This window comes from Micromonospora parathelypteridis (assembly GCF_014201145.1).
In the GTDB taxonomy this organism is placed as follows: domain Bacteria; phylum Actinomycetota; class Actinomycetes; order Mycobacteriales; family Micromonosporaceae; genus Micromonospora; species Micromonospora parathelypteridis.
Genome location: NZ_JACHDP010000001.1, coordinates 906277 through 930801, shown reverse-complemented (window position 1 = coordinate 930801; position 24525 = coordinate 906277). Strand labels below are relative to the sequence as shown.

Genomic DNA, 24525 nt, shown 5'->3' with positions numbered 1-24525 from the left:
CGCCGCCGGCTCGCTCACCTGGAAGGTCTCCTCGCCGCGCCTCCGAATACCGGCGCGCCGGTGGGAGGTGGCACACCTGGCTGCTACGTGTCACTGGACTCACGCTGCACGTCTGCTCGCGCTCGCCCCGACGGCATGCTCGCTGAGCTGCCAGAGGCGCTGCACCGCCGTTGCGTCGGTCACGAGCGGCGCCGGAATCGCAGGCAGGCAACCCTCGTAGTAGGCACCGTTGACCGGCGCCCTGCCGGTGGCCGCTCGCAGTACCGCCTGCATCCCGTCGATCACTGGGACACCGCTGCGGCCATAGACACTGAGGAGCCGCGTTGCCACCACCCCCGGGTGAACATTGGCGACCGTCACCTCGGGCCAGGACCTGTCGGCCAGCGCCACCCCGAACATGGTCAGCGCCAGCTTGGCCTGGGCGTACGCGGTCACCGGCGCGTACCGCCCGGTGCGGTTCAGATCACTCCACGGCAGGTCGCCCATCCGGTGCAGGCAAGACGACACGTTGACCACGCGCGCGCCGCCCTTGTCGCGCAGCGCCGGCAGCAGCGACCTTGTCAACAGGTACGGTGCGAGGTAGTTCACCTGCCACGACAGTTCGTTGCCGTCAACCGTCTCTGCCCTGCGCGCAGGGCCAACCATCGCTGCGTTGTTGATGAGCAACTGCAGCCCGGCGGACTCGGCGACCACCGCGTCGGCGAGCGCTCGCACCTGCGACAGCTGCGCGAAGTCCGCGATCATCGGCTGGACCGGCGCCGATGTCACGACGGCGTCGAGTAGCCGCCGCGTCGCGTCGCGGCCCTCGGCCTCGGTCCTGGCGTGCAGCAGCACGTGCCAGCCGCGGGCCGCCAACGCGCACGCGACCTCGAAACCGATGCCGCTGCTGGCCCCGGTGACCAGAGCGGTCCGGGAGACCTCACTCATCTGGCTCCTCAACGCCGGTGTGCTGTCACCTGTTGGGTTGGGCTCTCTTCGATAGAAGAACGCTGCGGCGGGTTCGAAGCTGAATCGGCCCGAACCCGCGAGTCCGTCGGGGTGCATCGGGTCGATCTGGCTACCGTCGTTCCTTCCGGCTCGGCCGGGAGTCGTCCTTCCGACGACGAGCACATCCCGCGCGGGGTATGCGCCACAAGACTCTTCACACCGCTGATACGAAAGCCGGCCGAGAATTGACGCCGCCGATACGCCGGCCTGCTGCGCACGTAGGGGTAGCCATGTGCCCGAGCAGGCGGCCGAGCGGCGGACGTTATTGCCGTGTCAAGAATCGACCCGTGGTCGTAACGGGTGCGTGAAAGCCGTCGACGGTGGCGGGGAGGTGCAGGTCAGCGGAACCCCCGCCGGCGCGTCGCTGCTGCCCGGACTCACACTGCCCCGGGCAGCGGCAACGCGGCGATCTCGCTGTAGAACCGGTGAATCTCGCCGACCACGCGCTCGAACGCGTCCAAATTGATGGGCTTCGTGACGTAGGCGTTGGCGTGGGCGCTGTAGCTGCCCAGCACGTCCGCGTCGACGGCGGAGGTCGTGAACACCACTACCGGAATCGCCTTGAGCACCTCATCAGCCCTGACTGCGGCGAGGACCTCCCGGCCATTCATGCGGGGCATGTTCAGGTCGAGCGTGATCAGATCTGGCCGGGGAGCGCCAGCAGCACCTGCAGCATGTCAGAGCAATCACGAACGGTGGCGTTCACGGCCCGAAGCATACGACCCCACCTCGACCGGTAACCAGAGACAGTTGCACCGCGTAGCCGACCCCCCGCCAGGTCGGGGCCGTGGCCGGATCGTTTGACGTTGTCAGGTCCGGGACGGTTCACCACGGCCAGTCTGCGCCCGCGTTAGGTCTGGTCGGGGTCGCTGAGCAGCCGGCGCAGTGTTTCCTCGTCCTGCTTGGTGAGCGAGCTGACAAATCGGCGGAGTACCGAGGCGTGGTCGGCGTCCGTGTCGAGGAGTCTGCGCATCCGCCATGCCACGAGCGCAGAGGGGTTGACGACCGCGACGTACCGGAAGGCCGGGCCGTCGCGGGCGCGGGTGACGGCGTCTTTTTCGTGGAGGCGGCCGAGCGTGGTCACGACCGCGCTGTACGACAGCCGGCGCTTCTGATTGGCAGCCGGCGGGAAACCCGATGTCCGGGGCAACGTCGTCAGCCACCGCCCGCTGGCTGCTCGACGCTCCCGCCAGGCCGGGGTAATCGACAGCGCGGCATGTCCGCCGCGACCGCGGCGGCCAGCGGCGCGTGCGACCCCGGCCGGGCGTCGGCGGGAAACTGTTGGCATGTCCTCGACGATGCTCGTGGTTGGCCCGAAGCTCGGTGTCGCGCTGGTAGTCCTGACCCTGGTAGCGGCGGCCGTCGTGACCCTCGGAAAACTGGGTCACGGTCGGCAGGTCGTGGTCGCCGCCGTCCGCGCTGCGATCCAACTGGGTGCCGTGTCCCTGTTGATCGCGGGCATCGTGGTGTCGCTGTGGGCCACGGCTGCCTTTGTGGTCCTGATGTGCGTGGTCGCGACGGTCACGTCCGGGCGGCGGGTCACGGGTGGCAGTCGGGGTTGGTGGGCTGGCGCGCCGATCGTGGCGGGGAGCATGCTGGTGGTGGCGGGGCTGGTGGTGGCGGGCCTGGTGCCGATGCGTGGCATCGCGATCATTCCGGTCGCCGGGATTTTGATCGGTGGGGCGATGACCGCGACGTCGCTGGCCGGGCGCCGCGCGCTCGACGAGTTGACCAGCCGGCGTGGTGAGGTGGAGGCCGGTCTGGCCCTGGGCATGCTGCCCCGCGACGCTGTGCTGCTGGTGTGTCGTCCGGCGGCCGGGCAGGCGTTGGTCCCGGCACTCGACCAGACCCGGACGGTGGGCCTGGTGACCCTGCCCGGCGCGTTCGTCGGGGTGCTGCTCGGGGGAGCGAGCCCGCTCGCCGCCGGCGTAACGCAGTTGGTCGTCCTCGTCGGGCTCCTCGCCGTGGAGGCCGTCGCCGTCGTCCTCACCGTCGAGTTGGTGGCCCGCAGCCGTCTCCAACCCGTCACGTCGGAACCCCGGCCGGGCCACTGACGCAACCCGATGCCGCACCGGCTTGCCTGACAGGGTGCGTCCGCTGCCACCGTCTCGTTCGGCCGCTGACTCGACCGTCGGGCGGGCCCCGGCCTGCCTACATCGGCAGCTTGCGGACGTGGGATGCCCTCAGCGGGCGTTGCGGCCGTTGGGCACGACGGTGCGGCGACCGCTCCCGGCCGCTGGCTCGGAAGGTGGCGCAACCATGTCGCGATGGCTCTGAGCATCCCGTCATCGAGTGCGAGGCGGGCATTCATCGCGGGAAGTCCTACGGTGATGGCGCCCGCCAGATTCCGCTGTCGTAGTTCCTCATCTACAACATTGTCGGTGGGACCCTCTGGGGCGTCACCGTGCTGGGCTATTTCCTCGGCCAGATCGCGTTCGTCAAGGCCAACATCGAGATCATCTTGATCGGCATCGTCGTGGTCTCCGTCCTACCGATCGGAATCCAGCTTCTCCGATCCCGCCGGACCTCCGCCGCGGCGACGAACCCCGGCGCGTCGGTTCAACCGCAAACCCCAGCTCCACGCAACGAGTGACGGCATGCACCGACGACAGACGCATGGCGGTGACTCACGGGCGATCGTGTCGAGACCGACGGGCAGCGGGCAGAGCCCCGCACCCGGTCACCACGCTGGTTGAGGATCAGCCAACGCCGGAGGCGAGGCGGGCGTTTTGTGCCGCGCCGGTCATGGTTGCCCCGGTCCCACTGAAGAAGACCGTCGGCGAGCTGCAATGTCCACCACCTGATGGCCGCTGGACACCTGGCGGAGCGAGGTGTAAGTGCAACCCCTCCTCGGATCCAGCGCTTCCAAAAGCCGCGCTTCGCCGGCGGCGTCGGAGAGGTTGGCGCCGAAGGCTTCGAGGAAGGCCGTCGGCGAACTACAGGCCATCGCCACCGAGAACCCGCCGTTCACGGCCCGGCTGGACGAGCCGCTGCACTTCGGACCGACGTTGAGTTGGAACTGCCGCAGCAGCAGTGCTTGCTGCACGTACCCGCTGCCGCTACCGGCCCGGCCAACATTACTGAGCCGCTCGCGGCCGTCATGACGGTAACCGCAATCCTGAGTGCCACTGCCTTGGCCTTCACCGAGGTTCACCTCACAATCGGTCCGAAGTCGACCGCCGTGGGGACGTAGTAACCGGCCTGGCGAGAGAGGACGCTCGGTTATGTGAAGCGGCCGTCCGAATCCGGCGCCGGCGTGCACCCAGACTCTGACGCGCGCCGGTCCCAGCTGCAGGGAGAGGGCGGCCGACGAGGCGGCCAGGGCCGTGGCCATGCTCGCGCAAACTGCCGCTCCACGCCGCCCAGGTGGTCAGCTCAGCGGCGGGCGCAGCCGTTCGTCGTCGAAAACGATCTCGATCAGCGGGCTGTGCTCGAGCCAGTCTTCCAGGCGCTGGCGTTGGGTGACGCGCATGCGCAAGCCGGGCTGGTCCTGCAGGGCGACTACCGCAGACAGTACGCGATGGCGCACCGCGGAATCCTTGACCGGCACTGCCGTGGCCGGCAGGTCCGCGTGGATGCCGTTCTTGAGGTGGAAGGTGAAGTGCGGGTGTGCCGACAGGTTGGCGTGCCAGCTTCGAGGCACCGGCATCCCGCTGAGGTACCAGCGGCCGTCGACATGGTGGAACCAGATTTCGATGCGCCTCGGGCGACCGGTGCGCCGGCCCAGGGTGGTGATGTCGATGGTGCGTGCCTCGCGCGGAGAGCCCGGGCCGATGGCCAGAGCGCGCCTGACCGCGGCCACGTCGTAGCTTCTGTCCGCGGTTTCGGTCATGGTCGGCTGCCTCACTCGTGCCTCACGGAAATGGCTTTTGGGCAAGTCAACCGTCACGCCGGGAAGGCTGCTAGGGGCATCCTGGCGGATCCTTGCACGATCCTGCCCACGGGCAGGCAGTGACGGGGGGACGGCTGACGCGGCCTCCTGCCCCCGTTCATCCAAGAGGATTGGGCAAGAGGCGAAGAGGATCATTCTTTTCGCGGACCCGGCACAGCGGTCTCCTGGAAGAGACACACATCCCACGGATTCCGACGAATCCTCAGGCCCAGGAGGCACACACCATGAAGGTAGCCGTCGTCACCGGTGCAAGCTCCGGCATCGGCCAGAGCGCCGCCCTGCAGATCGCCCGGCGCGGTACCGGCGTCATCTTGACCTACAGCTCCAACGAACAGGGCGCCAAGGACACCGTCGCGCGGATCGAGCAGCAGGGCGGCACTGCCGTGGCGCTGCACCTGGATCTCGGCGACACGGCGGGATTCACCATCTTCCGGGAGACCGTTACCGAGGTGCTGCGCGAGACCTTCCAGCGGCATTCCTTCGACCACCTGGTCAACAACGCCGGATTCGCCGGTATGGCGATGATCGAGGACGCCCGCGAGGAGGAGTTCGACCGGCTCACGGACGGCCTGTTCAAGGGGCCCTTCTTCCTCACCCAGGCCCTGCTGCCGCTCCTCTCCGACGGCGGCGCCATCGTCAACCTGACCAGCAACGCCACGCTGCCCCAGGTGACGGCGCCGGGATACTCCGTCTACGCGGCTCTCAAGGGCGCCGTGGCGGTGCTCACCCGCTACATGGCCAAGGAGTTCGGTCCCCGCGGCATCCGCGTGAACTCGGTCGCACCGGGAGCCACCGTCACCCGTTTCGCCGACGACGCATTCAGCAAGAACCCGGAGATCATCCCGGAACTGGCGAAGACCTTCACTCTCGGCCGCGTCGGCGAGCCCGACGACATCGGCATGGTCATCGCCATGTTGGTCTCCGAGGAAGGCCGGTGGATCACCGCCCAGGACATCGAAGTCTCCGGAGGCCAGAACCTCTGAATGCCTGCCCGATCCCGCCCGGCCAGCGGCCACGTGTGGAGATTCGTGCAAGAATGGGTTCATGCCTGCCTTGGACGAAATGCGGGAGCTTCTTAACCGGCACGCGCGGCCCGACATGAGCACGGCGATCGACGGCATCCAGGTATGCAGGTTCACTCATCCGAATACTTCGGCGGCCGGGATGTCCGGGACCGTGCTCGCAGTCATCGCCCAGGGCGGCAAACGCCTCGCCCTGGGCGAGCGCCTCTACGAGTATGGGCCCGGCGAGTACCTGATCGCCTCCGCCGACCTCCCCGTCACCGGCCATGTCCTGGACACCGGGCAGCCCACCCTCGGCTTCGGCATGACTCTCGCCCCCTCAGCCCTTGCCGAACTCCTCCTGGAAGCCGACCCCCGAGACCTGCCGGCCACCCCACGCACCGCATCACCCGGCATTGCCGTCTCCACGGCCCCGCCTCCACTGCTGGACGCCATCGTGCGCCTGCTGCGGCTGCTGGAGCAGCCCGCAGACCGCAAGATCCTCGCGCCCATGGTCAAGCGGGAAATCCTCTGGCATCTCCTGCGCGGCGAGCAGGGAGTCGCCATCCGTCAGCTCGGTCTCGCCGACAGCGGACTGGCCCACATCAACCGCGCCGTGCGTCAGATCCGGGAGAACTACGCCACCGCCTTCCGCGTGGAGCACCTGGCGGACATCGCCGGTATGAGCGTTTCCGCGTTCCACCGCAACTTCCAGACCGTCACAGGGATGAGCCCCATCCAGTTCCAAAAACGCATCCGCCTGCAGGAAGCCCGGCTCCTGTTCGCCAGCCGCCCCTCAGACATCACCGGTGTGGGCCTCAGCGTCGGCTACGACAGCCCCTCCCAGTTCAGCCGCGAATACCGCCGCATGTTCGGCACACCGCCCAGCAAGGACACCCAACTCCGCACTCCGTCAGCAGAACTTGTCACTGCGCTGCCCTGAGCTTGACCCTGACGGGGATCTTGGTGTTTCCCGGTACGGCAGCATGATCAGCGGACATGCTCGGGGCTGATTCGAGGGCCGATGCAGTGCCCCGGCGCCGCCGATTCAACCTGTCTTCGCGTCACTGCGGGGGATGAGAGCTGGCGCAACTCCTTTGGCGGCGGCTCGTTGGTGCAGCAAGGGGCGGACGGGGGCGGGCGATGGCGGCGGGGCGGGGTGCCGAACTGCTGCGTCCTCCCACCAGTTCAGGTCGCGCGACGTTCCTGGAGCTGTTCTTCGATCTGGCCTTCGTGGTGGCTCTCACTCGGGTCTCGCAACGATTCGCCGACCTGGGTAATGACACTGGCTGGGCGCTCGTCGTCGGGGTTGGTCGTACCCTGCTGCTCTTTCTGGCGCTCTGGCTGATCTGGTCGCACACCGCCTGGATCACCAGTCGCTACGAACCAGAGCAGCCGATCATCCAGGCCGTCGTGGTCGGCACCATGTTCGCCGGCCTGATCATGGCGGTGACGCTGCCGCGCGCGATGGAGGAGCGGGCGCTGCCGTTTGCGGCCGCGTACTTGATGGTGATGGTGGTGCGGCCGCTGGTGATCGCCGCCGCGCTGCGTGGCCACCCGCGGCGGTTGGTGCCGTTCCGGCTTGCCGGGTGGGCTGTGGTGAGCGCGCCGCTGTGGCTGGCCGGCGCATTGGGTCCGGACCGACTTCGCCTGCCGCTGTGGGCCGCCGCCCTCGCCGTCGACTATCTCGCCTGGGGCCTGGGCTGGCCGTTGCCGTGGCTCGGGGTCTCGAAGGTGTCCCACTGGCGGATCGCGGGGACTCACCTCGCCGACCGTTACCAGCAGATGTTTCTCATCGCACTCGGTGAGTCGATTCTGGTCCTCGGCGTGGTTTTCAGCGGCGCGGACTATTCCGCCGAGCGAGCAGCCGCCTTCACGGTCGCGTTCGCCACCAGCGCGCTGCTCTGGCGGATCTACTTCCACCGCGCCGGTCTGCTGCTGAGCGATGCGTTGGATCGGGCGGTGATGCCCGGTCGGCTGGGTACGGCGTCGGAACGGACGCATCTGCTGATCGTGCTCAGCGTGCTCGCCACGGCGGTCGGCTACGAGCTGGTGATCGATCATCCGTTCGGGCAACCGCGGCCCAGTTGGCTCCTGTTCGTGGTGGGCGGGCCGGCGTTGTTTCTCGTCGCTCGTATACGGCTGGAGTATGAGATCTTCGGTCGGCTGTCCCGGTCCCGGGTGATCGGCTTGGTAGTCCTGTTGCTGTTCACGCCGCTGTTGGCGCGGTGGGCGCCGATGGTCGGGCTGAGCGTGGTGGCCGGGGTGCTGACCCTGGTCGCGCTCCTCGACGCGTTGCGCAGCCGGGGACGGCCGCTGGAGGTTTCCTCCTCGCCGATCGCGCGGGAGGCATCCGACGTTCGCGACTCCGAGGCGTGACCGCACGGCAAAGGCGGACCTGCGACCACGTGGACATGCGACTCGGGCGCCCATGCGGATCTTCGTGTCGAACGCCACCACGATCGAAGCAGATGCAGACCGACCGATCGCCGTGATCGCCCGCCTCGCCGCGTAACGCGGCGTCACTCGGGCTGCTGTAGTGCTAGCCGGCGGATTCGGTCGACTGGCGCTCGGCATTGATCAGAAGAAGGCCCTCGACGCCGCGGAGGAAGGTCTCGGACACCAACGCGGGGTCGAAAAGGCATCCGGCTGCCATGGCGCCGTCGCGGAGCATGACGAAATGGCGTGCGGCAGGGTCCGCCGTTTCCTGGTGAACCTGTGCCATCAGCATGCTGAGCGTGTCCAGGAACCATTGCCGGTGGGCGATGATCTCCTGACGCACGGGATGTTCCGTGTCGGGATACTCCGCCGCAGCGTTCAGAAAGGCGCATCCACGGAACCCGGGGGACTGGATGTTCTGAGCGATGGAGCCGGCAATGGCCAGGAGTGAACCGGCCGGCGATGAGTCGGTGGCGATGGCCGCGTCGATCGTGCCGCGTTCCATCTGATGGACTTCACGCAGGTAGGCGAGGATGAGATCGTCCTTGCTCGGGAAGTGCCGGTAGAAGGTCGCCCGGGTCACCTTCGCCTCGGCGATGATCCGGTCGACGCCGACGGAGTGGATGCCCTCCGAGTAGAAGATCCTGGTTGCCGTGGTGAGGAGCCGGTGGCGCGCCTCGGAGGGCCGGGCACCGGGTGCGGTGGGCGTCATGTCGCCATCTTAGCGGATAGAACGTTCGGTCTTGACGGTACGGGTTGAGTCTGTCATGCTCGGGAAGACAGAACGTTCGGTCTCTCTACCCCTCCGCTGAAAGGGTCACCCGTGACCACCATTGCTGCTTTGCCCGGCATCTCCCAGACTGCGTCCGCACTGCGGCGGCTGTACTTCGTCCGCTTCGCGTTCGCCATCGTGTGGGCACTCGTGACGATCGCTACCGCCAAGGAGATCGGCCCGCTCGCGGTGACGCTGTTCGTGCTCTACCCGCTGTTCGACGTGGGCGCCGCCGTCTACGACCTTCGTGCGTCGCGGACCACCGGCTCGCCGACCCTGCTGTACGTGAACATCGCGGTGAGCCTGGTCACGGCGGTCGGCGTGGGTGTCGCCGGCGCGTCCGGTGTTCCCGCTGTCCTGCGGGTGTGGGGTGCCTGGGCGGTCGTCGCCGGTCTGGTCCAGTTGATCGTCGGTGTCACCCGTCGGAAGATGGGCGGCCAGTGGCCGATGATCATCAGCGGCGGCATCTCGGTGCTGGCTGGCGGGTCCTTCATCGTCGGAGCCTCTGCGGATCACCCGTCGCTGACCAACGCGGCCGGTTACGCCATTCCCGGCGCCATCTTCTTCCTCATCGCGGCTATCCGCCTCGGCCGTGCCGCTAAGGGCAACTGAACATGACCGCCGTCGAGTACGACGTCGTCGTGATCGGTGCGGGTCCGGTCGGGGAGAACGTTGCCGACCGGGTCGTGCAGGGTGGGCTGACCGCCGCGATCGTCGAGCGGGAGTTGGTTGGTGGCGAGTGCTCGTACTGGGCCTGTATGCCAACCAAGGCGTTGCTGCGCAGCGCGTCCGCGTTGCGGGCGGCTCGCCAATTGCCGGGTGCGCGTGAGGCGGTGACGGGAGACCTGGACGCGGTTGCGGTGCTGGGTCGGCGGGACTCCTTCGCGTCGCATTGGCAGGACGACGGGCAGGTTTCGTGGCTGGATTCGGCTGGCATCGCGCTGCACCGTGGTCAGGGGCGGATCAGTTCCCCCCGGGTTGTCGAGGTGACCGGCGTCGACGGTGTCACGACGAGGCTGACCGCGCGGCACGCGGTGGTCGTCGCGACCGGCAGTAGCGCTCTGTTGCCGGATATCCCGGGTCTACGTGAGGCGGCGCCCTGGTCCAGCCGCGAGGCGGCTTCGGCCGGGTCGGTTCCCCGCCGGCTCGCGATCATCGGTGGCGGCGTGGTGGCGGCCGAGATGGCGACCGCGTTCGCCGCCCTGGGGTCCTCGGTGACGGTGCTGGCTCGCGACGGTGTGTTGCCGTCGGTGGAGCCGTTCGCCGGTGAACTGGTCACGGATTCGCTGCGCGAGGCCGGTGTGTCGGTACGCCTCGGCGCGGAGGCCGTATCCGTCAAGCGCGACGACAGCGGAACCGTCCACATCGAGACCGCCTCCGGCGAGCGGGTCGAGGCTGACGAGGTCCTGGTGGCAGTCGGCCGTACACCTAACACTCAGGACATCGGCCTAGACGGCGTTGGCCTGGCGCCGGGTGCTTGGCTGGCGGTCGACGACACCTTGCGCGTCGTCGACGGCGGTGGGTGGCTGTATGCGGCGGGTGACGTGAACCGGCGGGTGCTGTTGACCCATCAGGGTAAGTATCAGGCGCGGGCGGTGGGCGACGTGATCGTGGCCCGGGCTAAGGGTGAGAAGGTCGAGGACGCCCGGTGGGGCCGGCACGTCGCGACGGCTGACGAGCGTGCGGTGCCGCAGGTGGTCTTCACCGACCCGGAAATCGCCTCGGTGGGCCTGACGGCGGCCGCCGCTGAAACGGCTGGGCTGCGGATCCGAGTCGTGGACTACGACCTGAGCGCCGTGGCCGGGTCCGCTCTGCACGCGGATGGCTACAAGGGGCACGCCCGGATGGTCGTCGACGAGGACCGGAAGGTGATCGTCGGCTGCACCCTCGCCGGTCCGGACGTCGCGGAACTGATCCACGCCGCGACGATCGCCATCGTCGGAGAGGTCCCGCTGGACCGCTTGTGGCATGCGGTTCCGGCATACCCGACCGTCAGCGAGGTGTGGCTGCGGCTGTTGGAGACATACGGCCGCTGACGGTGGTGAACCGAGCGCTCGTCCCGGCGCTGTTCGCGCCGGGACGAGACTTGCCGTCCAATGCCGGCGCCTTCGACGCATGGATGCAGCGAATGACGCCGGGCGGTACCGGCGACGATGGAACTGTGGGGTGACATCCGGGATCTGTGGGGCGCGGGTGGCCGACGGTGCACGGACAATGGGGGCATGAAGCGAGAGGTTCGCCTGATGCGGTTGACCAGGACGCGCGCCAACGGCGCGGTGGCGACGGGCGCGGTGGCTACAGGCGCGCAGGCTGCGGGGGCGGCGTCGCTCGGCGCCCTCGCCGTAGGGGCCCTGGCCGTCGGCGCCGTGGCCGTCGGGGTGCTGGTCGTTGGGCGGCTGGTCATCCGCCGGGCGGTCGTGCGGGAGCTGCGCGTCGGCCGGTTGGAGATCGACGAGCTGGTGGTGCGCAGCCGACCCGCTGTCGAGGGTTGATCCGCTCCCGCGCTCGGCTTCAGTAGCATGCCGTTCCCGGATGGCCGAGCTGGACGAGCTGCTCGAAGCCCCCCGCCCTGTCCAGAAATATGGGCACATCGCGGCTGCGAGTCACATGAAGGCAGCTCGGAATATCCATTGCCATCCGATCGGCACAGCGCCTACCTTGAATGAGCAAGGCCGTCCCGACCAACCCAAGGAGTTCCCCGTGTTGCAGTACGCCTACACCGAAACCACGCGGTTCATGCCGCGCAGCGGTGGCGTGCTGCCCTCGATTGGGCGAACCCACGATCTGTGCGTGAGTGAGCAGAACTGGAAGCCGGGGTGGCGGCGCGAATAGCGCCAGCGCAAGCTGCGAAGCCGCCCACCCCGACAGGGATAGGGCGGCTTTTTCGTTACCTGGCAACAACTTCATAGGGGCGTAGCTCAACTGGTAGAGCACCGGTCTCCAAAACCGAAGGTTGCAGGTTCGAGTCCTGCCGCCCCTGCTTTTCGTCCCGGCTGCGGCCGGCGGCGTCGCAGATTCTCAACTCCACAGTGGATGGCATAGGTAAAACCCCGGCCGGCGCCTGCATGGGCCGGCCGGGGGCACCACCTCCGGGACGAGGGAGACGGCTGACCCGCTCGCTTTGGGAGCGAGAGACACGGGGTTCGACACCCCGGTCCCGGACCATGGGGTTGTAGCTCAGCTAAGAGAGCGCCGGTTCGACAGACCGGAGGGCACGTTGGCGGCGATCGTGGATGCGCGACCGCGATCCCCGCCGGCTCCATGGGCCGTTGGAGCAAGCTGGCAGCTCACCTGGTTCTCAGCCAGGAGATTACGGGTTCGAGCCCCGTACGGCCTACGCAAGCAAAACGCCACGCGGTCGTGGTGAACTTGGCGGACACGTCGGTCTTCCAAACCGAAGAAGCGGGGTCGGTGCCCGCCGACCGCTCAACCGTTCCGGGATGCTCTGCTGGCAAGGGCGACGGGACTTTGGATCCCGGTACAGACGCAGGTTCGATTCCTGCTCCCGGAGCTCACACTCGACCAGTGGGGGAAGTCGCCGCGGGAGTTACCGATCCGGAACTTACTGCCGCTCAGTGGATGATCAAGGCCTGATGCCGCTACCTGCGGAAGCATGCCCCGGTAGCCCAACTGGTAGGAGGCAGCGCACTCAAACTGCGCACAGTGCGGGTTCGAATCCCGCTCGGGGCACTCAGCACACCATGCCGTCGTAGCTCAGTCGGTAGAGCAGCTCCATGGTAGGGAGCAGGTCGCCGGTTCGACTCCGGCCGGCGGCTCCAAGCGCCACCGGCCACGAGAGAAAGGAGGGCCCGGTGGACGCCGTTATGGTCCTCAACGCCGACCTGGGACCGCTGCACCGGGTCCCGGTCAGACACGCGATCCGGATGCTCATGCGCCAGGTCGCCGAGATCCACGAAGCCGAGCCCGACAGGCTCATCGGCGTCTTCCCGATGCCAAAGATCCTGCGCCTTTGCGACCTGACCCCCGCCGAGGCGGGCATGGAGCTGCGGTTCCAGCCGTCGGTCCCCACCTGGTCCAGTACGGTGCAGCGCTGATCGCCGGCCGGCGAGTCCGCGGCTCGCCGGCCACCATTCCCGGGTCGTCTATTCGGTAAGACACCGCACTCTGGATGCGGGGAGCTGGGTTCGAATCCTGGCCTGGGAGCGCAAGCCCTCGTAGCCCAACGGTAGAGGCACGGTCGTGAGGCGGCCGTCAGCGCACGTTCGAATCGTGTCGGGGGCACCAGGCCGGCGTAGCTCAGTTGGCAGAGCACGCGTCTTGTAAGCGCGAGCGGGCCGGTTCGATCCCGGCCGCCGGCTCCACGCCAGCGAAGCTCACCAGGCCGAGCGCCGGTTTCGTAATCCGGAGGCAGCGGGTTCAACTCCCGTCGCTGGCTCTCCTCGCCGACGTAGCTCAACGGCAGAGCACTCCGCTCATAACGGAGGGGCACCCGGATCGACACCGGGCGTCGGCACGCCAAAATATGCCCGGGTAGCCCAACGGCAGGAGGCACCCCGTTCAGGGCGGGGACAGTGCGCGTTCGAATCGCGCTCCGGGTACGCAGCAACATCATGGGGACGTGGCCCAGGTGGTAGGGCATCTGTTTCGCAATCAGAAGGTCAGGGGTTCGACCCCCCTCGTCTCCACTCTCCCGGCCACCGGCCGGGACCAAGCTGGCGTAGCTCAGTGGCAAGAGCATCCGGTTGTCAGCCGGAAGGCCGCGGGTTCGAGTCCCGTCGTCAGCGCGCACGGAGGGGTGGCATGAGCGGTCTATGGCGCTGCCCTGCTGGACTGTAAGCTATACCCGTGGGAAGTCAGCGCACGTACACCGACGAGCAGGTCCGTGATGCGGTCAAATCCGCCTCCTGCTGGGCCGACGTGATGGAAGCGTTGGGCAAGAGCCGGACCTATCCCCAGACGTTCGTCAAGAGGACCGCCACGGAGCTTGGGTTGGATGTGTCCCACCTCGGCCGGCAGAACAGCTCCGTGCCGGTACCGCCGCAGGCGCACCACTTCTCGCGCCCGCCTGCGCCCGACGGCCGATCGGGGCTCAGCATTGCGGCTCGCTGGTTCCTCGACCGGGGGTACAACGTGTCGGTACCACTGGAGCCGGCGGTTTACGACCTCATCGCCGAGTCGGACGACGGGCTGAAGCGGGTGCAGGTCAAGACAACGGCGGCCGTGGAACGCAGGAGTGGCCGCTATCGGGTCCGACTGCTGCGCAGTTCGTATCAGGCAGCAGCGGAGCTGAACTCGCGCGGGCGTGTTCGGCAGGTTCCCTACACGAACGACGAGGTCGACTACTTCTTCGTGGCGACCGCCGCCGGCACCACATACCTACTCCCGTTCGCGGTCGTTCGGAACGTTCGATCGAGCATCGTCCTAGACGAGAAGTACGCGGCCTTCGTCGTTTGAAGGCCCTTGAAGGGTTGGCCGAGTCTGGTCGATGGCGCCGCACTGCTGATGCGGAGCGGGTAACACCGCCGGGGGTTCGAATCCCTCACCCTTCGCCAAGCCGTCGTAGCTCAGCCCGGTAAGAGCACCGACCTGATAAGTCGGGGGCCGCTGGTTCGAATCCAGCCGTCGGCACGCAGCGAGAATGCCAGCCAGGCGACCGCGTCGGCCACCAGGCCGCCGAGGAACGTCCGGGCTCCGCAGGGCAGGGTGGTTCCTAACGGGAACCCGCCGAAAGGCGCGGGACAGTGCCACAGAGAACAGACCGCCGGCAGCACCACCGCCGGTAAGGGTGAAACGGTGGGGTAAGAGCCCACCGCGCCTCCGGTGACGGGGGCGGCACGGTAAACCCCACCCGGAGCAAGGCCGAACAGCACGCGGGCGGCCCGCCTGATGCGTGCGGGTTGGCCGCTAGAGCCTGCCGGCGACGGTAGGCCGAGATGGATGGTCGCCCCCACCACCGGGTCGCCGGGGTGGGACAGAACCCGGCGTACCGGCCGGCTTCCCTCGCCGCAACACATTGCCCCCGTAGCTCAGTGGATAGAGCACGAGATTACGGATCTCGGTGTCGCGCGTTCGATTCGCGCCGGGGGCTCTTTCGGGATATGGCGCAGGTTGGTAGCGCGCTGCACCGGGGGTGCAGAGGTCGTCGGTTCGAATCCGGCTATCCCGACTTCGGGTACTGCCCAACGCATTGCTCCAACTCACCGAAACCGACGATGCGAATTTTCGTAGGGGGATTCTTGACGCGGCGGAAGCTCGCCACCCTCCTCGGCTCCGCACGCGCTTCGTAGCGCATTTGCAGAAGGGTCAATTCGGGTAGCCTTTTGATTGCCTCCTTCACGCCATATAGCCTCAGGTAATTCAGCTTAAGGGCCAACGTTTGAGACGGGTGGACGATGGCTGGACCCCTAGCGAGCCACCCGATTGCAGACCATCTCACTCCACCCGAAAGCCAGCTTGACCAGAAATCCTCCTGATAGAAGGCGTCGAGGGTGATATCCACGATCGGGACGGCGGAATCGTTGGCGATGTAAATCACGGTCTCGTCGGCTTCCTTGGACGCCCAGACTCGGACCGTGCTCCGCTCGGCGCGGCGGCGGCGGCGAACCTCGCTGAGGTACACGGAGAGGGCGACGAGCGCGGCGGCGAGCGTTCCGAGGGCTTCGAGCGCGCCCCATCCGGCCCAGGCCCAGGGGGACGGTGATGTCGGGGGCACGCACCGGAGAGTAGTAGTTGTGAGCGCGGCGCGTAAGTCCCGCGCCGTCTACGGGTAGTGGCGCAGTTTGGTAGCGCGCCCGGTTCGGGACCGGGAGGCTCGCAGGTTCGAATCCTGTCTACCCGACGTTGATTCGCAAGGCCCGGATCGCCACCGGGTATGTCGCCGGTCTGGGGTTACCCGGGGGCGGTGGGTGTTGCCGGGGTTCGACTCCCCGGGCACGTCTGGCAGACGTAGCGGCGGGGCCAGCCGACGAATCGCACAGCTTGGAGGGTTCCGGCCCGTGGGGGCCAGCCGGTCTTGAAAACCGGAGGGGGGTGCAAGCCCTGGCGTTCGACTCGTCAACCTTCCGCCAAGCCTTCGTAGCTCAGAGGTAGAGCATCCGACTCTTAATCGGAGGGGCGGGATTTCGAAATTCCCCGGAGGCACAAGGTACGCCCCGCTAGCTCAGGGGATAGAGCAGCAGTTTCCTAAACTGCGTGTCGCTGGTCCGATTCCAGCGCGGGGCACAACACGGGCCGCTAGCTCAATGGCGTAGAGCTGCTGACTTTTAATCAGAGGGTTCGGGGTTCGAGTCCCCGGCGGCCCACTGCGGGGTAGAGGAGTTCGGTTGTCCTCGCCGGCCTCATAAGCCGGAGATCGCGGGTTCGAATCCCGCCCCCGCCACCACATCCTTATCCGTTCGGGTCGGTCCTGGCACAGGGAGTGCCAGGCGTAAGCGCGGCAAACACTCCGCGACCGGCCCCCTATTCCCTGCCCCGGTAGTTCAGCGGGAGAACGCCGTCTCGACAAGGCGGAGGTCGCTGGTTCGACACCAGCTCGGGGCACGCAACGCGCGTTCGGTTATGGGTAGGCCCTCGCCCTTTCAAGGCGATGAAGCGGGTTCGAGCCCCGCACGCGCGACCATTCCGGTGTCGCCCAGTCGGTAGGGCAACGGACTGTTAATCCGTCAGGCGCTGGTTCGAGCCCAGCCACCGGAGCCGCGCCCGTATAGCTCAGCGGCAGAGCACCGCTCCCACACAGCGGGTTGCCCTGGTTCGAGTCCAGGTGCGGGTACTGGCCTTCGGGCCGTAGTTGTGGCTGTAGCTCAATGGTAGAGCCGCGGGTCGTGGTCCCGCAGACGCCGGGTCAGTACCGGCCAGTCACCCCAAGGGAGTGCGCCACCGATGGTGAGGTGGGCCGGGCTGTAACCCCGGTGCGTTCGCGCTCAGGGAGTTCGAATCTCTCCGCTCCCACGCATGCCCGTGTAGCTCAGGGGATAGAGCACCAGCTTCCGGAGCTGGGTGTCGGGGGTTCGATTCCCTCCGCGGGCGCTTCTGCCTGGTCGTGTGCCCGAGTGGTAAGGGAGCGGTCTGCAAAACCGCGTACACCGGTTCGATCCCGGTCACGGCCTCGACTGCCATCCACTGCGGATAGCTCCCTACGTTCGGGCCATCATCTGCAACGCGTTCGATCACGTTTCGTCGGTCTGCGGCCCGAGCTTGTTGATCTCGTATCCGCCGGGGTACGTCCTGGTGTTGATTCCGTCAGAGAACAACGGCGTTTTCTGCGGGGCTCCGAGCCAACACTGCAGTCGGGCGCGAACCTTCAACGCCAGGTGCAGGCCGGCTCGGACCGGCCGCGCCGGTGCGACGACCCGAGTCGCGCGCCGCAGTCGATCGTCGTACATGGCGTTGACCAGCCCGTCACCGAGCGGCGCGAGGGGTCTGGGAATCCGGCCGAGCATCAACGACCGGGTGGCGCGTTCGATGGCCGCGGCATCGTCGTTGGGTGTCAGGTGACCGGCGTCGTACGCGTTGAACCAGGTCTCGAACTCCTCATAGGAGCCGGGGATGTCGGTGATGCCCATCCGCTGACCCAGCTCCCGGTAGAACAGGTGCGTGGCCCGCCGCTCATGGCAGCAGGGTTGGCGCCAGCCGTACCTCTGGAGCCACCGCGTAGGGATGACCACCAGGCAACCGAGGACATAGAGGTAATCCTCGTTGGGGATGTCGTACGGGCGGTGGATCCGGTTGATCTGGCGCAGCGCGTCTCGACCGCGTGGTTGGTCGAATCCGTTGAGCACCATCTCGTACATCAGCAGGCCGGTATCGTCGATCCGTTTCTGGGTGCGCTCGGTCAGCTCCCCGGTGGCGGTATGCACCGCGGCGATGGCCGGTAAGGAGAATGACCGGTTGAACGCCAGGTTCAGCCCAAGCTTCATGTCCCACGGGAACTCCAGACGCAGCATGGTCTGGTAGATGTCCAGCCAGTCAAGCTCGGGGTCCAGCGTGCGGATGCGGACCAGGTTGGCGTAGCGCTGTCTCATCGTTGGGCATCTCCAACCCGGGGTTCGGGGCGTCTTGGGCGGCCGCGAGCCGCGCCGCGCATCCTGGGCACCACAGGGGATCGGGTGTAGGCGGCGGTGACTTGCGACGGCATCCGATCTGGCAGCGTAGCCACCTTCTGGGTGGTGCAGCTCGTGGGCCGGCTGGGGGCCGCGTTCAGTAGGCAGGACCGATGGCAGCGCGAGGGCGGCGCCCGCGGTTGAGGGGAGCCCCGTTTGATGGTCTGTCCTCCCGCAAGGTGAAACTTGAGTGATTTTCCTCTTCTATCCGAGATGTCCGCCGACCATCAGTACGGTGAGGGTTGGGCGATCACGCAGCCATCGCGGCACCGAAGCCCGGCCGCCATCGGCGCACGCGCCGCTCGGCGGTGCTTCCCGGTTGCGGCTTCGGCGGGGTCACGTTGGCAGCCATGCACATCTGTCTGCGTTCGGAAGCCACTGACCAACGAGGGAGAAGAGACATGCTCGGTATCTCGCTACGTCGGCCGAAGACCATCGCGGCAACGCTCGCCGCCGCGACGCTGGTGACGGTGCTCGGCTCAGCCGCCCCACACGTGTTCGCGGACGGTCGTGTGCAACCAACTCCCGACGAGGGGCATGACGGCAAGCCAACAATCGTTCTGGTGCATGGCGCCTGGGCCGATGGCTCAAGCTGGAGTGGGGAGGTCCGCAGACTCCAGGCGCGCGGTTTTGAGGTCCAGGTTGCGCCGCAACCCAACCGGGGGCCGACGATCGACAGCGGTTACCTGAAGGACTTTCTGTCCACCATCGAAGGTCCCATCGTGCTCGCGGCCCACTCGTACGGCGGCTTTGTGGCAAGCGACGCCGCGACCGGCAACAGCAACGTCAAGGCGCTCGTGTTCGTCGACGCCTTCGCCCCGGACAAGGGGGAGACGGTGGAAGAACTTACCGCCGGCTCCGGCTCGGTGCTTGAGCCGGCCTTGACCGACCCCACCAGCGTCTTCAAGCTCGTGCCGTTCCCTGGTGCCCCGGAAGGTGCGGTTGACACGTACGTCCTGCCGAAGGTGTTCATCAACGGCTTCGCCAACGATCTGCCTCGGCGGCAGGCGGAGGTGCTCGCCGTATCCCAGAGTGCCCTGGCCACGAACGCCCTGGCAGAGCCGGCCACCGAGCCGGCGTGGAAGACGATCCCGGTATGGGCGGTGATCGGTACCGAGGACCGGGTTATCCCGCCGGCCAGCCAGGAGAAGATGATGGAGCGGGCGGGAGCCGACATCACCCGGATCGATGCCTCTCACCTCGGGCTGATCTCGCATCCCGACGAGGTCACCGAGGTCATCCTGAAGGCGGCCCGGGCGACGGCCTGACGGGATCTCGTGACATCGGCAGCAACCGTGGCCGCGTGGGCCGAACCGGCCGACGCGGTCACGCTGACCGGGATACCTGGATTCGTCGATGGTGCCGGTCAAGCCGTCGCGCTGCCAGGGCGGATGGCGGGCACCGGGCGATCCTGATCCACTCCAGATCGCCGATATTGGGACATCCTCGGCGCGCGACACCCCCACGTCGGCGACGTTGTGTCGATCATGATCGTGACACCTCGAAGATGCGGAGTTGCGAGAGGCCGGCCGTGGCATCGCGGTGAGCGATGCCACGGCCGGTCGTTGTGTCAGTTGGTTGCCTTGGCAGCCGCCTCGATCTGGTTGGTGACCGCGCCCGCGTCGGTGACCATCGACAGGTGGGGGGCGTTGATCTCGACGGTGTGTGCCTTCGCCCTCTTGGACATGGCGATCTGCTCTGCGGCAGGGATGACGGCGTCCTGCTTGCCGATCACGGACCACGAGGGGATGGTGCGCCAGGCCGGCTCGCCGGACTCGTCGAGCAGGGCCTTCGAGGCCAGGGGGCGCTGCCGGGCGGCAAGTACCGCCACGTCCTTGGCGGGGATGGTCTTGTCGGCGAACGCCTTGCCGAAGATCGACGGCTTCACGTAGAGGTTGGCATTTCCCTCCTCGGCGCCGGGGATGGCGACCTGGTCGAAGAGGGTGGACGGGTCAGCCGCGAAGACCGAGCCTGGCTGGGCCGAGGTCAGCGAGTACACGCTGTCGTGGGTGTCCGGGATGTACGCGTCGACGTACACCAGAGCCTTGATCTGCTCGTCGCCCAGCGCGGCGTTCGTGATGACCGTGCCGCCGTAGGAGTGCCCGACGAGGACGACCGGTCCGGTGATGGTGTCCAGGTATGCGCGGAGATTCGCGGCGTCGTTCTCCACGCCCGACAGCAGATTCGGCGGCGTGACCACCCGGTAGCCGTCGTGCTGGAGCTTGGCTGTCACCTTGTCCCAGCTGGACCCGTCCGCCCACGCGCCGTGCACGAGCACGACGGTCGGCTTGGCCGCCGCAGGGTGCGAATGGAGGGAGCCGATACCCGTCGAGGCCTGCGCGGTGCCGATGCCGGCGCCAGTCAGGGTGAGGGCACCGATGGCCGCGCCTACGTAGAAGAGGCGCCGCCGGAAGGACAGTTTCACGGTGTTTCCTTTCACTGCTGCAAGAAGTCGAGCAGGGCGGCGTTGACCTGATCGGAGTGGGTCCAGGCAATGGCGTGCGGCCCGCCCTCGATGACGAGCAATCGCGAATCCCCGATGAAGGCGGACAGCCGCTGGCCGGTCACCCCGATGGGTAGGACCCGGTCCTGGTCGCCCTGAATCACGAGTACCGGCACGTCAATCTTGGACAGGTCGTCTCGGAAGTCGGTGAGCCAGGTCGGGATACAGGCCACCGCGGCGACGGGGGATCCGGCCGCGGCCTCGTTCAAGCTGGCCTGGAACGCCTCGTCGCTGACCAGCGAGCCGCCGTAGACATCGAGGTTGTAGAAGTTCTCCAGGAACTGCTTGAGCCACGCGTGCCGGTCCGCCTGGGCGGCCTGAATGAACCCATCGAACAACGACTGCGGTGCGCCTTCGGGATTGTCGTCGGTCCGCAGGAGGAACGGCGGGATCGGCGACATCAGTACGGCCTTCGCGACCCGTCCGGTGCCATAGCGACCCAGGTACCGGGCGACGTCGCCGGTTCCCATCGAGTGACCCACGAGGATGGCGTCGCGTACGTCCAGTTCCGTGAGCAGCACGTCCACATCGCTGGCGAACGTGTCGTAGTCGTATCCACCAGCGGGCTGGCTGGAATTGCCCCAGCCCCGCCGGTCATACGTGATCACGCGGTATCCGGCTGCGAGCAGTGCGGAGACCTGCTTCTCCCAGGCTCGCCCGCTGAGCGGATAGCCGTGACTGAGTACCACCGGTGTGCCGGTGCCGTGATCCTCGTAATAGATTTCGATCGGGTTGGCTCCCTCTGAGCCAACGGTGACACGGGGCATGCGCACTCCTTGGGCTTGCGTTCCGGGCTGGGAACCTTGCCAAAGGTATGGATATGGCGCGTTTAGCGAATCACCCGAATCGCGTAGTCCTCGTGTTTGTCGACCGACTCGACGGACAGCGAGAGATGGGGGATGCGGTCGACCCGGGGCAAGCCGCAGGCTGGGCCGAAAAGCGAAGCCGCTACCCTTTCATCACTAGGATGTCAATCGTGACGACGCCCGACCGCAGGCTCCCGGACGCGCCGCGTTCCCACTGCGAGTTCAAGGTCTTCGGCGGTCTTGGCTGCCGGCGGGACGGCTCGGATGTCGATCTCGGTCCGGTTCGCCAGCGGATCATCCTGGCCAAGCTCCTCGCCGCCGGGGGAGACGCGGTCAGCCTCGACAACATCATCGACGGCGTGTGGGACGAAGAACCGCCGCCCAGCGCCGCCAACCAGGTCCACCGGCATGTCGGGCACATCCGGCGGATTTTCGAACCGGACCTGGACGTTCGCGAGACCGGTCGCTACCTCCTACCTGCCGGTACGGGCTACCGGTTGACCCTCGCGACCGAGGACTCCGATCTGGCCATGTATCGCGAGTTGGTGCGGCGGGCCCGCGAGGCGCTCGCCGGCGGAGACGTCGTGGCCGGCGTACGGGCGTACCTGACCGCTCTGGAGCTTGGCCGCAGCCCTGCGTTCACCGACCTTCCGACCAGCGCGTTGAGTTCGCCGGAGTTCGTCGCCATCGAACGGGAGCGCGTCGCGGTGGCGCTCGCGGCCAGCGAGGCAGCGATCGCCCACGGCATGGCCGGCGCCGTGTTGACCCCCCTCCTGAGCGTGGCCGCCGCAGCGCCGCTGGACGAGGCGCTCCAGGCGTGCCTGATGCGCGCGTACGTGGCCACCGGTCACCGGGCGGAAGGGGTGCGGGTCTTCGAGCGGACCCGTCAACGTCTCGCCGAGGAACTGGGGGTGGACCCGGGGCCGGAGCTGCGGGAGGCGTATCGGGAGCTCCTCGCCAGCGGCTGGACACTGCAGGAGGAACTGCGCCCGCCGGATGCTCCCCGGCCCGCACAGTTGCCGCCGCAGGTCGCGGGCTTCGTCCGCCGAAACGACGTGGCCGCCGTGCTCGACGACCAACTGTCTGACGCGTTCGGCGACGCGAACATCGTGATCACCGTGCTCGGTGGCATGGGTGGCATCGGCAAGACCGCGCTCGCCGTGCACTGGGCCCACCAGATCGCCAGCGAGTTTCCCGATGGCCAGTTGTTCCTGAACCTGAGGGGTCTCGATCCGGACGGACGCGTCATGTCGTCGGAGGAGGCGCTCGCCACGTTGCTCGCGTCCCTGGGCGAGCCGGCGGTCTCGTCACCGCAGGAGAACGTCGACGCGCAGGCGGCTCGTTACCGCAGTCGCCTTTTCGGTCGTCGCCTCCTGATTCTTCTGGACAACGCGCGCGACTCCGATCAGGTCCGCCCGCTGCTGCCAGCCTCCCGGGGCTGTCTGGTCATCGTGACAAGCCGCAACCGGATGACGAGCCTGGTCACCCGGGAGGGCGCACGTTACCTGCAAGTCGATCGGCTGACCGGGGCCGAGTCCCGACAGCTTCTGATCAACCGCCTCGGCGCCCGTCGCGCCACCACGAACCCGGACGCGTTAGAGAAGGTCATCAACCTCTGTGCCGGGCTGCCGCTCGCACTGGCGATCGTCGCGGCCCGCGTGGCCCTCAACCCGGCCCTGCCATTGAGCGCGGTCCTCAGCGACGTCTCGGCGCCGACCGCCAGACTCGACGCCTTGTCCAGCACGGACTCGTCCGACGATGTCCGGTCGGTGTTCTCGTGGTCGTACCGGGCCCTCGATCCAGCAGCGGCGCAGATGTTTCGTGCCCTCGCCGTCCATCCGGGTCCAGGGATCTCGCTGGAGTCGGTGGCCAGTGTCGTCGGAGTCAGCAGCGCACAGGCACGCGAACTGCTCATGGAACTGATGACCGCGAATCTGCTCGACGAGCCGCAGTCCGGGCGGTACGTCCTGCACGACCTGTTGCGGGCCTACGCGGGTGAGCTCCTCGACGAGGATCAAGAACGACCGGAGTACGAGCGGCGTCTCATCATCCATTACCTGCACACGGCCCGCGCCGCGTACGCGAGGCACCACCGGCAGCCAGTCGGCGCCGTCAGCGAACCGCCGTCGGATGTGACGCCTGAATCGTTCGACAGCGTGCCACAGGCTGCCGCGTGGTATGCACGGGAACGGGCCGGGTTGTGGGCGACGATCGATCTGGCCCTCGCGCATGGCCTGGGGCGCGACGCGGCAGCTATGGTCCTCGCCGCCTCAGCACCGGGTAGCAACTCCATACCCGCGGGCCGGACACAGACCGTACTCGCGATCCTCGATCTGGTCAGCGTGCTCGGTGAGCCGCTGATGGAGGCCGAACTTCTTCGCACCGTCGGCGAGGTCTTCGCCCCGCTGCCACAGGCCGACGAATATCTCCGTCGAGCCCTGTCCATCTTCGAAGGTGCCGGAGAACTCGCCGGACAAGCCGAGGTCCTGCGCAACCTCGCCGTGCTGTCGTTGTCGCGTGGCGACCACGACGCCGCCAACGCGTACGGTGAACGCTCGGTGGGTCTTGCCCGGCAGACGGGGCGCCAGGAACTGCTCGCCGTCTCGCTGCTGACACTCACGAGAGCGCTTCTGGGGTCCGATCGGTTCGAGGCTGGCACACGGGTCGCGGACGAGGGGCTGGCCATTGCGGTGGCGAAGCACCTCGATCACCTGAAGATCTACTACGCACAGCTCATCGCGGAGTCGTCCTGGAAACTCGGCCGGCTCGAACGAGCGGTGAAGGTGTCGGAGTGGGGATTGACGGAAGGCGTCTCTGAGTCGAACGGCCCCCGGTGTGCCGTCGCGGCGATCCTCGCCTGGGCCGCATTCGATCTTGGCGACCAGGTTCGCGCGGAACGGGGCTGCCAGCAGTTCGAGAACCTGATCGCCGACAACGGCTTCCGGGAACTCATCGAGTTCTCCGGCATGGAGGAGGCCGAGGCATACCGGACCATGGTCGCGTATGTCCGGGCCCGGCTGAGCTTGATGAGGGGCGCGTCGTAGGCCGGTAGGGCGAGCACTCAGT

At 67.5% G+C, this 24525-nt stretch carries 21 protein-coding genes, 33 tRNA genes, 1 other RNA gene and 2 pseudogenes; 47 read left to right on the top strand and 10 right to left on the bottom strand.

The window, feature by feature from the left end; translation table 11 throughout:
- Positions 1 to 99: 99 nt before the first annotated feature.
- The 3 genes and pseudogenes from HNR20_RS03785 to HNR20_RS03775 all read right to left on the bottom strand — a co-directional run bounded on the left by HNR20_RS03785 (position 100) and on the right by HNR20_RS03775 (position 2275).
- On the bottom strand, positions 100 to 1044 hold the full coding sequence (locus HNR20_RS03785; protein WP_184176482.1) for an SDR family NAD(P)-dependent oxidoreductase: 945 nt from the start codon (positions 1042 to 1044) through the stop codon (positions 100 to 102).
- A 320-nt stretch (positions 1045 to 1364) separates the two neighbouring features.
- Positions 1365 to 1631: pseudogene (locus tag HNR20_RS03780) on the bottom strand (response regulator); the annotation flags it as partial.
- A gap of 206 nt (positions 1632 to 1837) precedes the next feature.
- Positions 1838 to 2275, bottom strand: coding sequence for a BlaI/MecI/CopY family transcriptional regulator (locus tag HNR20_RS03775; protein WP_184176478.1), 438 nt, complete (start codon positions 2273 to 2275; stop codon positions 1838 to 1840).
- Between HNR20_RS03775 and HNR20_RS03770 the strand changes: the two genes are divergently transcribed.
- Both HNR20_RS03770 and HNR20_RS03765 read left to right on the top strand, forming a co-directional pair.
- Complete coding sequence (locus tag HNR20_RS03770; protein ID WP_229687152.1) at positions 2274 to 3041, top strand: ABC transporter permease; 768 nt, start codon at positions 2274 to 2276, stop codon at positions 3039 to 3041. The two genes, HNR20_RS03775 and HNR20_RS03770, sit on opposite strands and share 2 nt — an antisense overlap.
- A 305-nt stretch (positions 3042 to 3346) precedes the next feature.
- Positions 3347 to 3580, top strand: a pseudogene (locus HNR20_RS03765) (DedA family protein); the annotation flags it as partial.
- 150 nt (positions 3581 to 3730) lie between these two features.
- Here HNR20_RS03765 and HNR20_RS03760 read toward each other — a convergent pair.
- Both HNR20_RS03760 and HNR20_RS03755 read right to left on the bottom strand, forming a co-directional pair.
- Positions 3731 to 4141 carry a hypothetical protein gene (locus HNR20_RS03760; protein WP_184176476.1) on the bottom strand — a complete coding sequence of 137 codons (411 nt, stop codon included), beginning with the start codon at positions 4139 to 4141 and terminating at the stop codon, positions 3731 to 3733.
- A 216-nt stretch (positions 4142 to 4357) separates the two neighbouring features.
- Positions 4358 to 4819, bottom strand: coding sequence for a nitroreductase/quinone reductase family protein (locus HNR20_RS03755; protein WP_184176474.1), 462 nt, complete (start codon positions 4817 to 4819; stop codon positions 4358 to 4360).
- A 284-nt stretch (positions 4820 to 5103) separates the two neighbouring features.
- Between HNR20_RS03755 and HNR20_RS03750 the strand changes: the two genes are divergently transcribed.
- The 3 genes from HNR20_RS03750 to HNR20_RS03740 all read left to right on the top strand — a co-directional run bounded on the left by HNR20_RS03750 (position 5104) and on the right by HNR20_RS03740 (position 8259).
- Positions 5104 to 5862: an SDR family NAD(P)-dependent oxidoreductase gene (locus HNR20_RS03750; protein WP_184176471.1), complete on the top strand. Its 759-nt coding sequence runs from the start codon at positions 5104 to 5106 to the stop codon at positions 5860 to 5862.
- Positions 5863 to 5923: 61 nt separating this feature from the next.
- Complete coding sequence (locus tag HNR20_RS03745; protein ID WP_184176470.1) at positions 5924 to 6823, top strand: AraC family transcriptional regulator; 900 nt, start codon at positions 5924 to 5926, stop codon at positions 6821 to 6823.
- Positions 6824 to 7023: 200 nt separating this feature from the next.
- Positions 7024 to 8259 (top strand): low temperature requirement protein A, encoded by a 1236-nt coding sequence (locus tag HNR20_RS03740; RefSeq protein WP_184176468.1) that lies wholly within the window; start codon positions 7024 to 7026, stop codon positions 8257 to 8259.
- A 163-nt stretch (positions 8260 to 8422) separates the two neighbouring features.
- Here the strand turns inward: HNR20_RS03740 and HNR20_RS03735 are convergent, their stop codons facing one another.
- Entirely contained in the window at positions 8423 to 9031 is a 609-nt protein-coding gene (locus HNR20_RS03735; protein WP_184176466.1) for a TetR/AcrR family transcriptional regulator, read from the bottom strand.
- 111 nt (positions 9032 to 9142) lie between these two features.
- Between HNR20_RS03735 and HNR20_RS03730 the strand changes: the two genes are divergently transcribed.
- From HNR20_RS03730 to HNR20_RS03605, 26 genes are all read left to right on the top strand, one after another.
- Complete coding sequence (locus HNR20_RS03730) at positions 9143 to 9703, top strand: hypothetical protein (RefSeq protein ID WP_184176464.1); 561 nt, start codon at positions 9143 to 9145, stop codon at positions 9701 to 9703.
- Between the two features lie 2 nt (positions 9704 to 9705).
- Positions 9706 to 11127, top strand: a complete 1422-nt coding sequence (locus HNR20_RS03725; protein WP_184176462.1) for a dihydrolipoyl dehydrogenase family protein — start codon at positions 9706 to 9708, stop codon at positions 11125 to 11127.
- Between the two features lie 186 nt (positions 11128 to 11313).
- A complete protein-coding gene (locus tag HNR20_RS03720; RefSeq protein WP_184176460.1) occupies positions 11314 to 11583 on the top strand; it encodes a hypothetical protein in 270 nt (89 codons plus the stop codon).
- A 40-nt stretch (positions 11584 to 11623) separates the two neighbouring features.
- The gene (locus HNR20_RS03715; protein ID WP_184189373.1) at positions 11624 to 11923 is read left to right on the top strand and encodes a hypothetical protein; all 300 of its coding nucleotides are present in this window, start codon (positions 11624 to 11626) and stop codon (positions 11921 to 11923) included.
- A 75-nt stretch (positions 11924 to 11998) separates the two neighbouring features.
- Positions 11999 to 12071 (top strand) — tRNA-Trp (locus HNR20_RS03710).
- 109 nt (positions 12072 to 12180) lie between these two features.
- A tRNA-Pro gene (locus HNR20_RS03705) sits at positions 12181 to 12256 on the top strand.
- Between the two features lie 98 nt (positions 12257 to 12354).
- Positions 12355 to 12428 (top strand) — tRNA-Glu (locus tag HNR20_RS03700).
- 17 nt (positions 12429 to 12445) lie between these two features.
- Positions 12446 to 12518 (top strand) — tRNA-Gly (locus HNR20_RS03695).
- A gap of 7 nt (positions 12519 to 12525) precedes the next feature.
- A tRNA-Gln gene (locus tag HNR20_RS03690) sits at positions 12526 to 12602 on the top strand.
- Positions 12603 to 12706: 104 nt separating this feature from the next.
- Positions 12707 to 12781: transfer RNA gene (locus HNR20_RS03685), tRNA-Leu, on the top strand.
- Between the two features lie 13 nt (positions 12782 to 12794).
- Positions 12795 to 12870, top strand: a tRNA-Thr gene (locus HNR20_RS03680).
- Between the two features lie 33 nt (positions 12871 to 12903).
- Positions 12904 to 13146 (top strand): hypothetical protein, encoded by a 243-nt coding sequence (locus HNR20_RS03675; protein ID WP_184176458.1) that lies wholly within the window; start codon positions 12904 to 12906, stop codon positions 13144 to 13146.
- 37 nt (positions 13147 to 13183) lie between these two features.
- Positions 13184 to 13255, top strand: a tRNA-Gln gene (locus HNR20_RS03670).
- Between the two features lie 5 nt (positions 13256 to 13260).
- A tRNA-Leu gene (locus HNR20_RS03665) sits at positions 13261 to 13336 on the top strand.
- A gap of 1 nt (position 13337) precedes the next feature.
- Positions 13338 to 13413 (top strand) — tRNA-Thr (locus tag HNR20_RS03660).
- A 1-nt stretch (position 13414) separates the two neighbouring features.
- Positions 13415 to 13487, top strand: a tRNA-Thr gene (locus HNR20_RS03655).
- Between the two features lie 6 nt (positions 13488 to 13493).
- Positions 13494 to 13565 (top strand) — tRNA-Met (locus HNR20_RS03650).
- 11 nt (positions 13566 to 13576) lie between these two features.
- Positions 13577 to 13650: transfer RNA gene (locus HNR20_RS03645), tRNA-Leu, on the top strand.
- A gap of 14 nt (positions 13651 to 13664) precedes the next feature.
- Positions 13665 to 13737: transfer RNA gene (locus HNR20_RS03640), tRNA-Ala, on the top strand.
- Positions 13738 to 13763: 26 nt separating this feature from the next.
- Positions 13764 to 13836: transfer RNA gene (locus tag HNR20_RS03635), tRNA-Asp, on the top strand.
- Positions 13837 to 13897: 61 nt separating this feature from the next.
- Entirely contained in the window at positions 13898 to 14506 is a 609-nt protein-coding gene (locus tag HNR20_RS03630) for a group I intron-associated PD-(D/E)XK endonuclease (RefSeq protein WP_184176457.1), read from the top strand.
- 8 nt (positions 14507 to 14514) lie between these two features.
- Positions 14515 to 14604 (top strand) — tRNA-Ser (locus HNR20_RS03625).
- A gap of 1 nt (position 14605) precedes the next feature.
- A tRNA-Ile gene (locus tag HNR20_RS03620) sits at positions 14606 to 14680 on the top strand.
- Positions 14681 to 14689: 9 nt separating this feature from the next.
- An RNA gene (gene rnpB, locus HNR20_RS03615) (RNase P RNA component class A) lies at positions 14690 to 15054 on the top strand.
- A gap of 13 nt (positions 15055 to 15067) precedes the next feature.
- Positions 15068 to 15140: transfer RNA gene (locus HNR20_RS03610), tRNA-Arg, on the top strand.
- Positions 15141 to 15144: 4 nt separating this feature from the next.
- Positions 15145 to 15218: transfer RNA gene (locus HNR20_RS03605), tRNA-Pro, on the top strand.
- On the opposite strand, the gene HNR20_RS03600 is transcribed toward HNR20_RS03605, so the two are convergent.
- Positions 15210 to 15764, bottom strand: a complete 555-nt coding sequence (locus HNR20_RS03600) for a hypothetical protein (protein ID WP_184176455.1) — start codon at positions 15762 to 15764, stop codon at positions 15210 to 15212. The two genes, HNR20_RS03605 and HNR20_RS03600, sit on opposite strands and share 9 nt — an antisense overlap.
- 51 nt (positions 15765 to 15815) lie before the next feature.
- On the opposite strand from HNR20_RS03600, the gene HNR20_RS03595 reads away from it, so the two are divergent.
- The 14 genes from HNR20_RS03595 (at position 15816) to HNR20_RS03530 (ending at position 17157) form a co-directional block, all read left to right on the top strand.
- A tRNA-Pro gene (locus HNR20_RS03595) sits at positions 15816 to 15890 on the top strand.
- Positions 15891 to 16032: 142 nt separating this feature from the next.
- A tRNA-OTHER gene (locus HNR20_RS03590) sits at positions 16033 to 16119 on the top strand.
- A gap of 1 nt (position 16120) precedes the next feature.
- A tRNA-Lys gene (locus HNR20_RS03585) sits at positions 16121 to 16192 on the top strand.
- A gap of 8 nt (positions 16193 to 16200) precedes the next feature.
- Positions 16201 to 16273 (top strand) — tRNA-Arg (locus tag HNR20_RS03580).
- A 6-nt stretch (positions 16274 to 16279) separates the two neighbouring features.
- Positions 16280 to 16353, top strand: a tRNA-Lys gene (locus HNR20_RS03575).
- 1 nt (position 16354) lies between these two features.
- Positions 16355 to 16433 (top strand) — tRNA-Met (locus HNR20_RS03570).
- A gap of 86 nt (positions 16434 to 16519) precedes the next feature.
- A tRNA-Val gene (locus tag HNR20_RS03565) sits at positions 16520 to 16591 on the top strand.
- A gap of 5 nt (positions 16592 to 16596) precedes the next feature.
- Positions 16597 to 16670 (top strand) — tRNA-Glu (locus HNR20_RS03560).
- Between the two features lies 1 nt (position 16671).
- Positions 16672 to 16744 (top strand) — tRNA-Asn (locus HNR20_RS03555).
- 4 nt (positions 16745 to 16748) lie between these two features.
- A tRNA-Val gene (locus tag HNR20_RS03550) sits at positions 16749 to 16820 on the top strand.
- A gap of 20 nt (positions 16821 to 16840) precedes the next feature.
- A tRNA-His gene (locus HNR20_RS03545) sits at positions 16841 to 16914 on the top strand.
- A 1-nt stretch (position 16915) separates the two neighbouring features.
- A tRNA-Tyr gene (locus HNR20_RS03540) sits at positions 16916 to 16999 on the top strand.
- A 5-nt stretch (positions 17000 to 17004) separates the two neighbouring features.
- Positions 17005 to 17077 (top strand) — tRNA-Arg (locus tag HNR20_RS03535).
- 9 nt (positions 17078 to 17086) lie between these two features.
- Positions 17087 to 17157, top strand: a tRNA-Cys gene (locus HNR20_RS03530).
- Positions 17158 to 17217: 60 nt separating this feature from the next.
- On the opposite strand, the gene HNR20_RS03525 is transcribed toward HNR20_RS03530, so the two are convergent.
- Positions 17218 to 18072: an oxygenase MpaB family protein gene (locus tag HNR20_RS03525; RefSeq protein WP_184176453.1), complete on the bottom strand. Its 855-nt coding sequence runs from the start codon at positions 18070 to 18072 to the stop codon at positions 17218 to 17220.
- A gap of 479 nt (positions 18073 to 18551) precedes the next feature.
- Here HNR20_RS03525 and HNR20_RS03520 point away from each other — a divergent pair, with 479 nt between their 5' ends.
- Complete coding sequence (locus tag HNR20_RS03520; RefSeq protein ID WP_184176451.1) at positions 18552 to 19418, top strand: alpha/beta fold hydrolase; 867 nt, start codon at positions 18552 to 18554, stop codon at positions 19416 to 19418.
- A gap of 302 nt (positions 19419 to 19720) precedes the next feature.
- On the opposite strand, the gene HNR20_RS03515 is transcribed toward HNR20_RS03520, so the two are convergent.
- Both HNR20_RS03515 and HNR20_RS03510 read right to left on the bottom strand, forming a co-directional pair.
- Positions 19721 to 20575: an alpha/beta fold hydrolase gene (locus HNR20_RS03515; protein WP_221309688.1), complete on the bottom strand. Its 855-nt coding sequence runs from the start codon at positions 20573 to 20575 to the stop codon at positions 19721 to 19723.
- A gap of 11 nt (positions 20576 to 20586) precedes the next feature.
- Complete coding sequence (locus HNR20_RS03510) at positions 20587 to 21420, bottom strand: alpha/beta fold hydrolase (protein ID WP_184176447.1); 834 nt, start codon at positions 21418 to 21420, stop codon at positions 20587 to 20589.
- Between the two features lie 209 nt (positions 21421 to 21629).
- Here HNR20_RS03510 and HNR20_RS03505 point away from each other — a divergent pair, with 209 nt between their 5' ends.
- Positions 21630 to 24503: an AfsR/SARP family transcriptional regulator gene (locus HNR20_RS03505; RefSeq protein WP_184176445.1), complete on the top strand. Its 2874-nt coding sequence runs from the start codon at positions 21630 to 21632 to the stop codon at positions 24501 to 24503.
- The last annotated feature ends 22 nt before the right edge of the window (positions 24504 to 24525 follow it).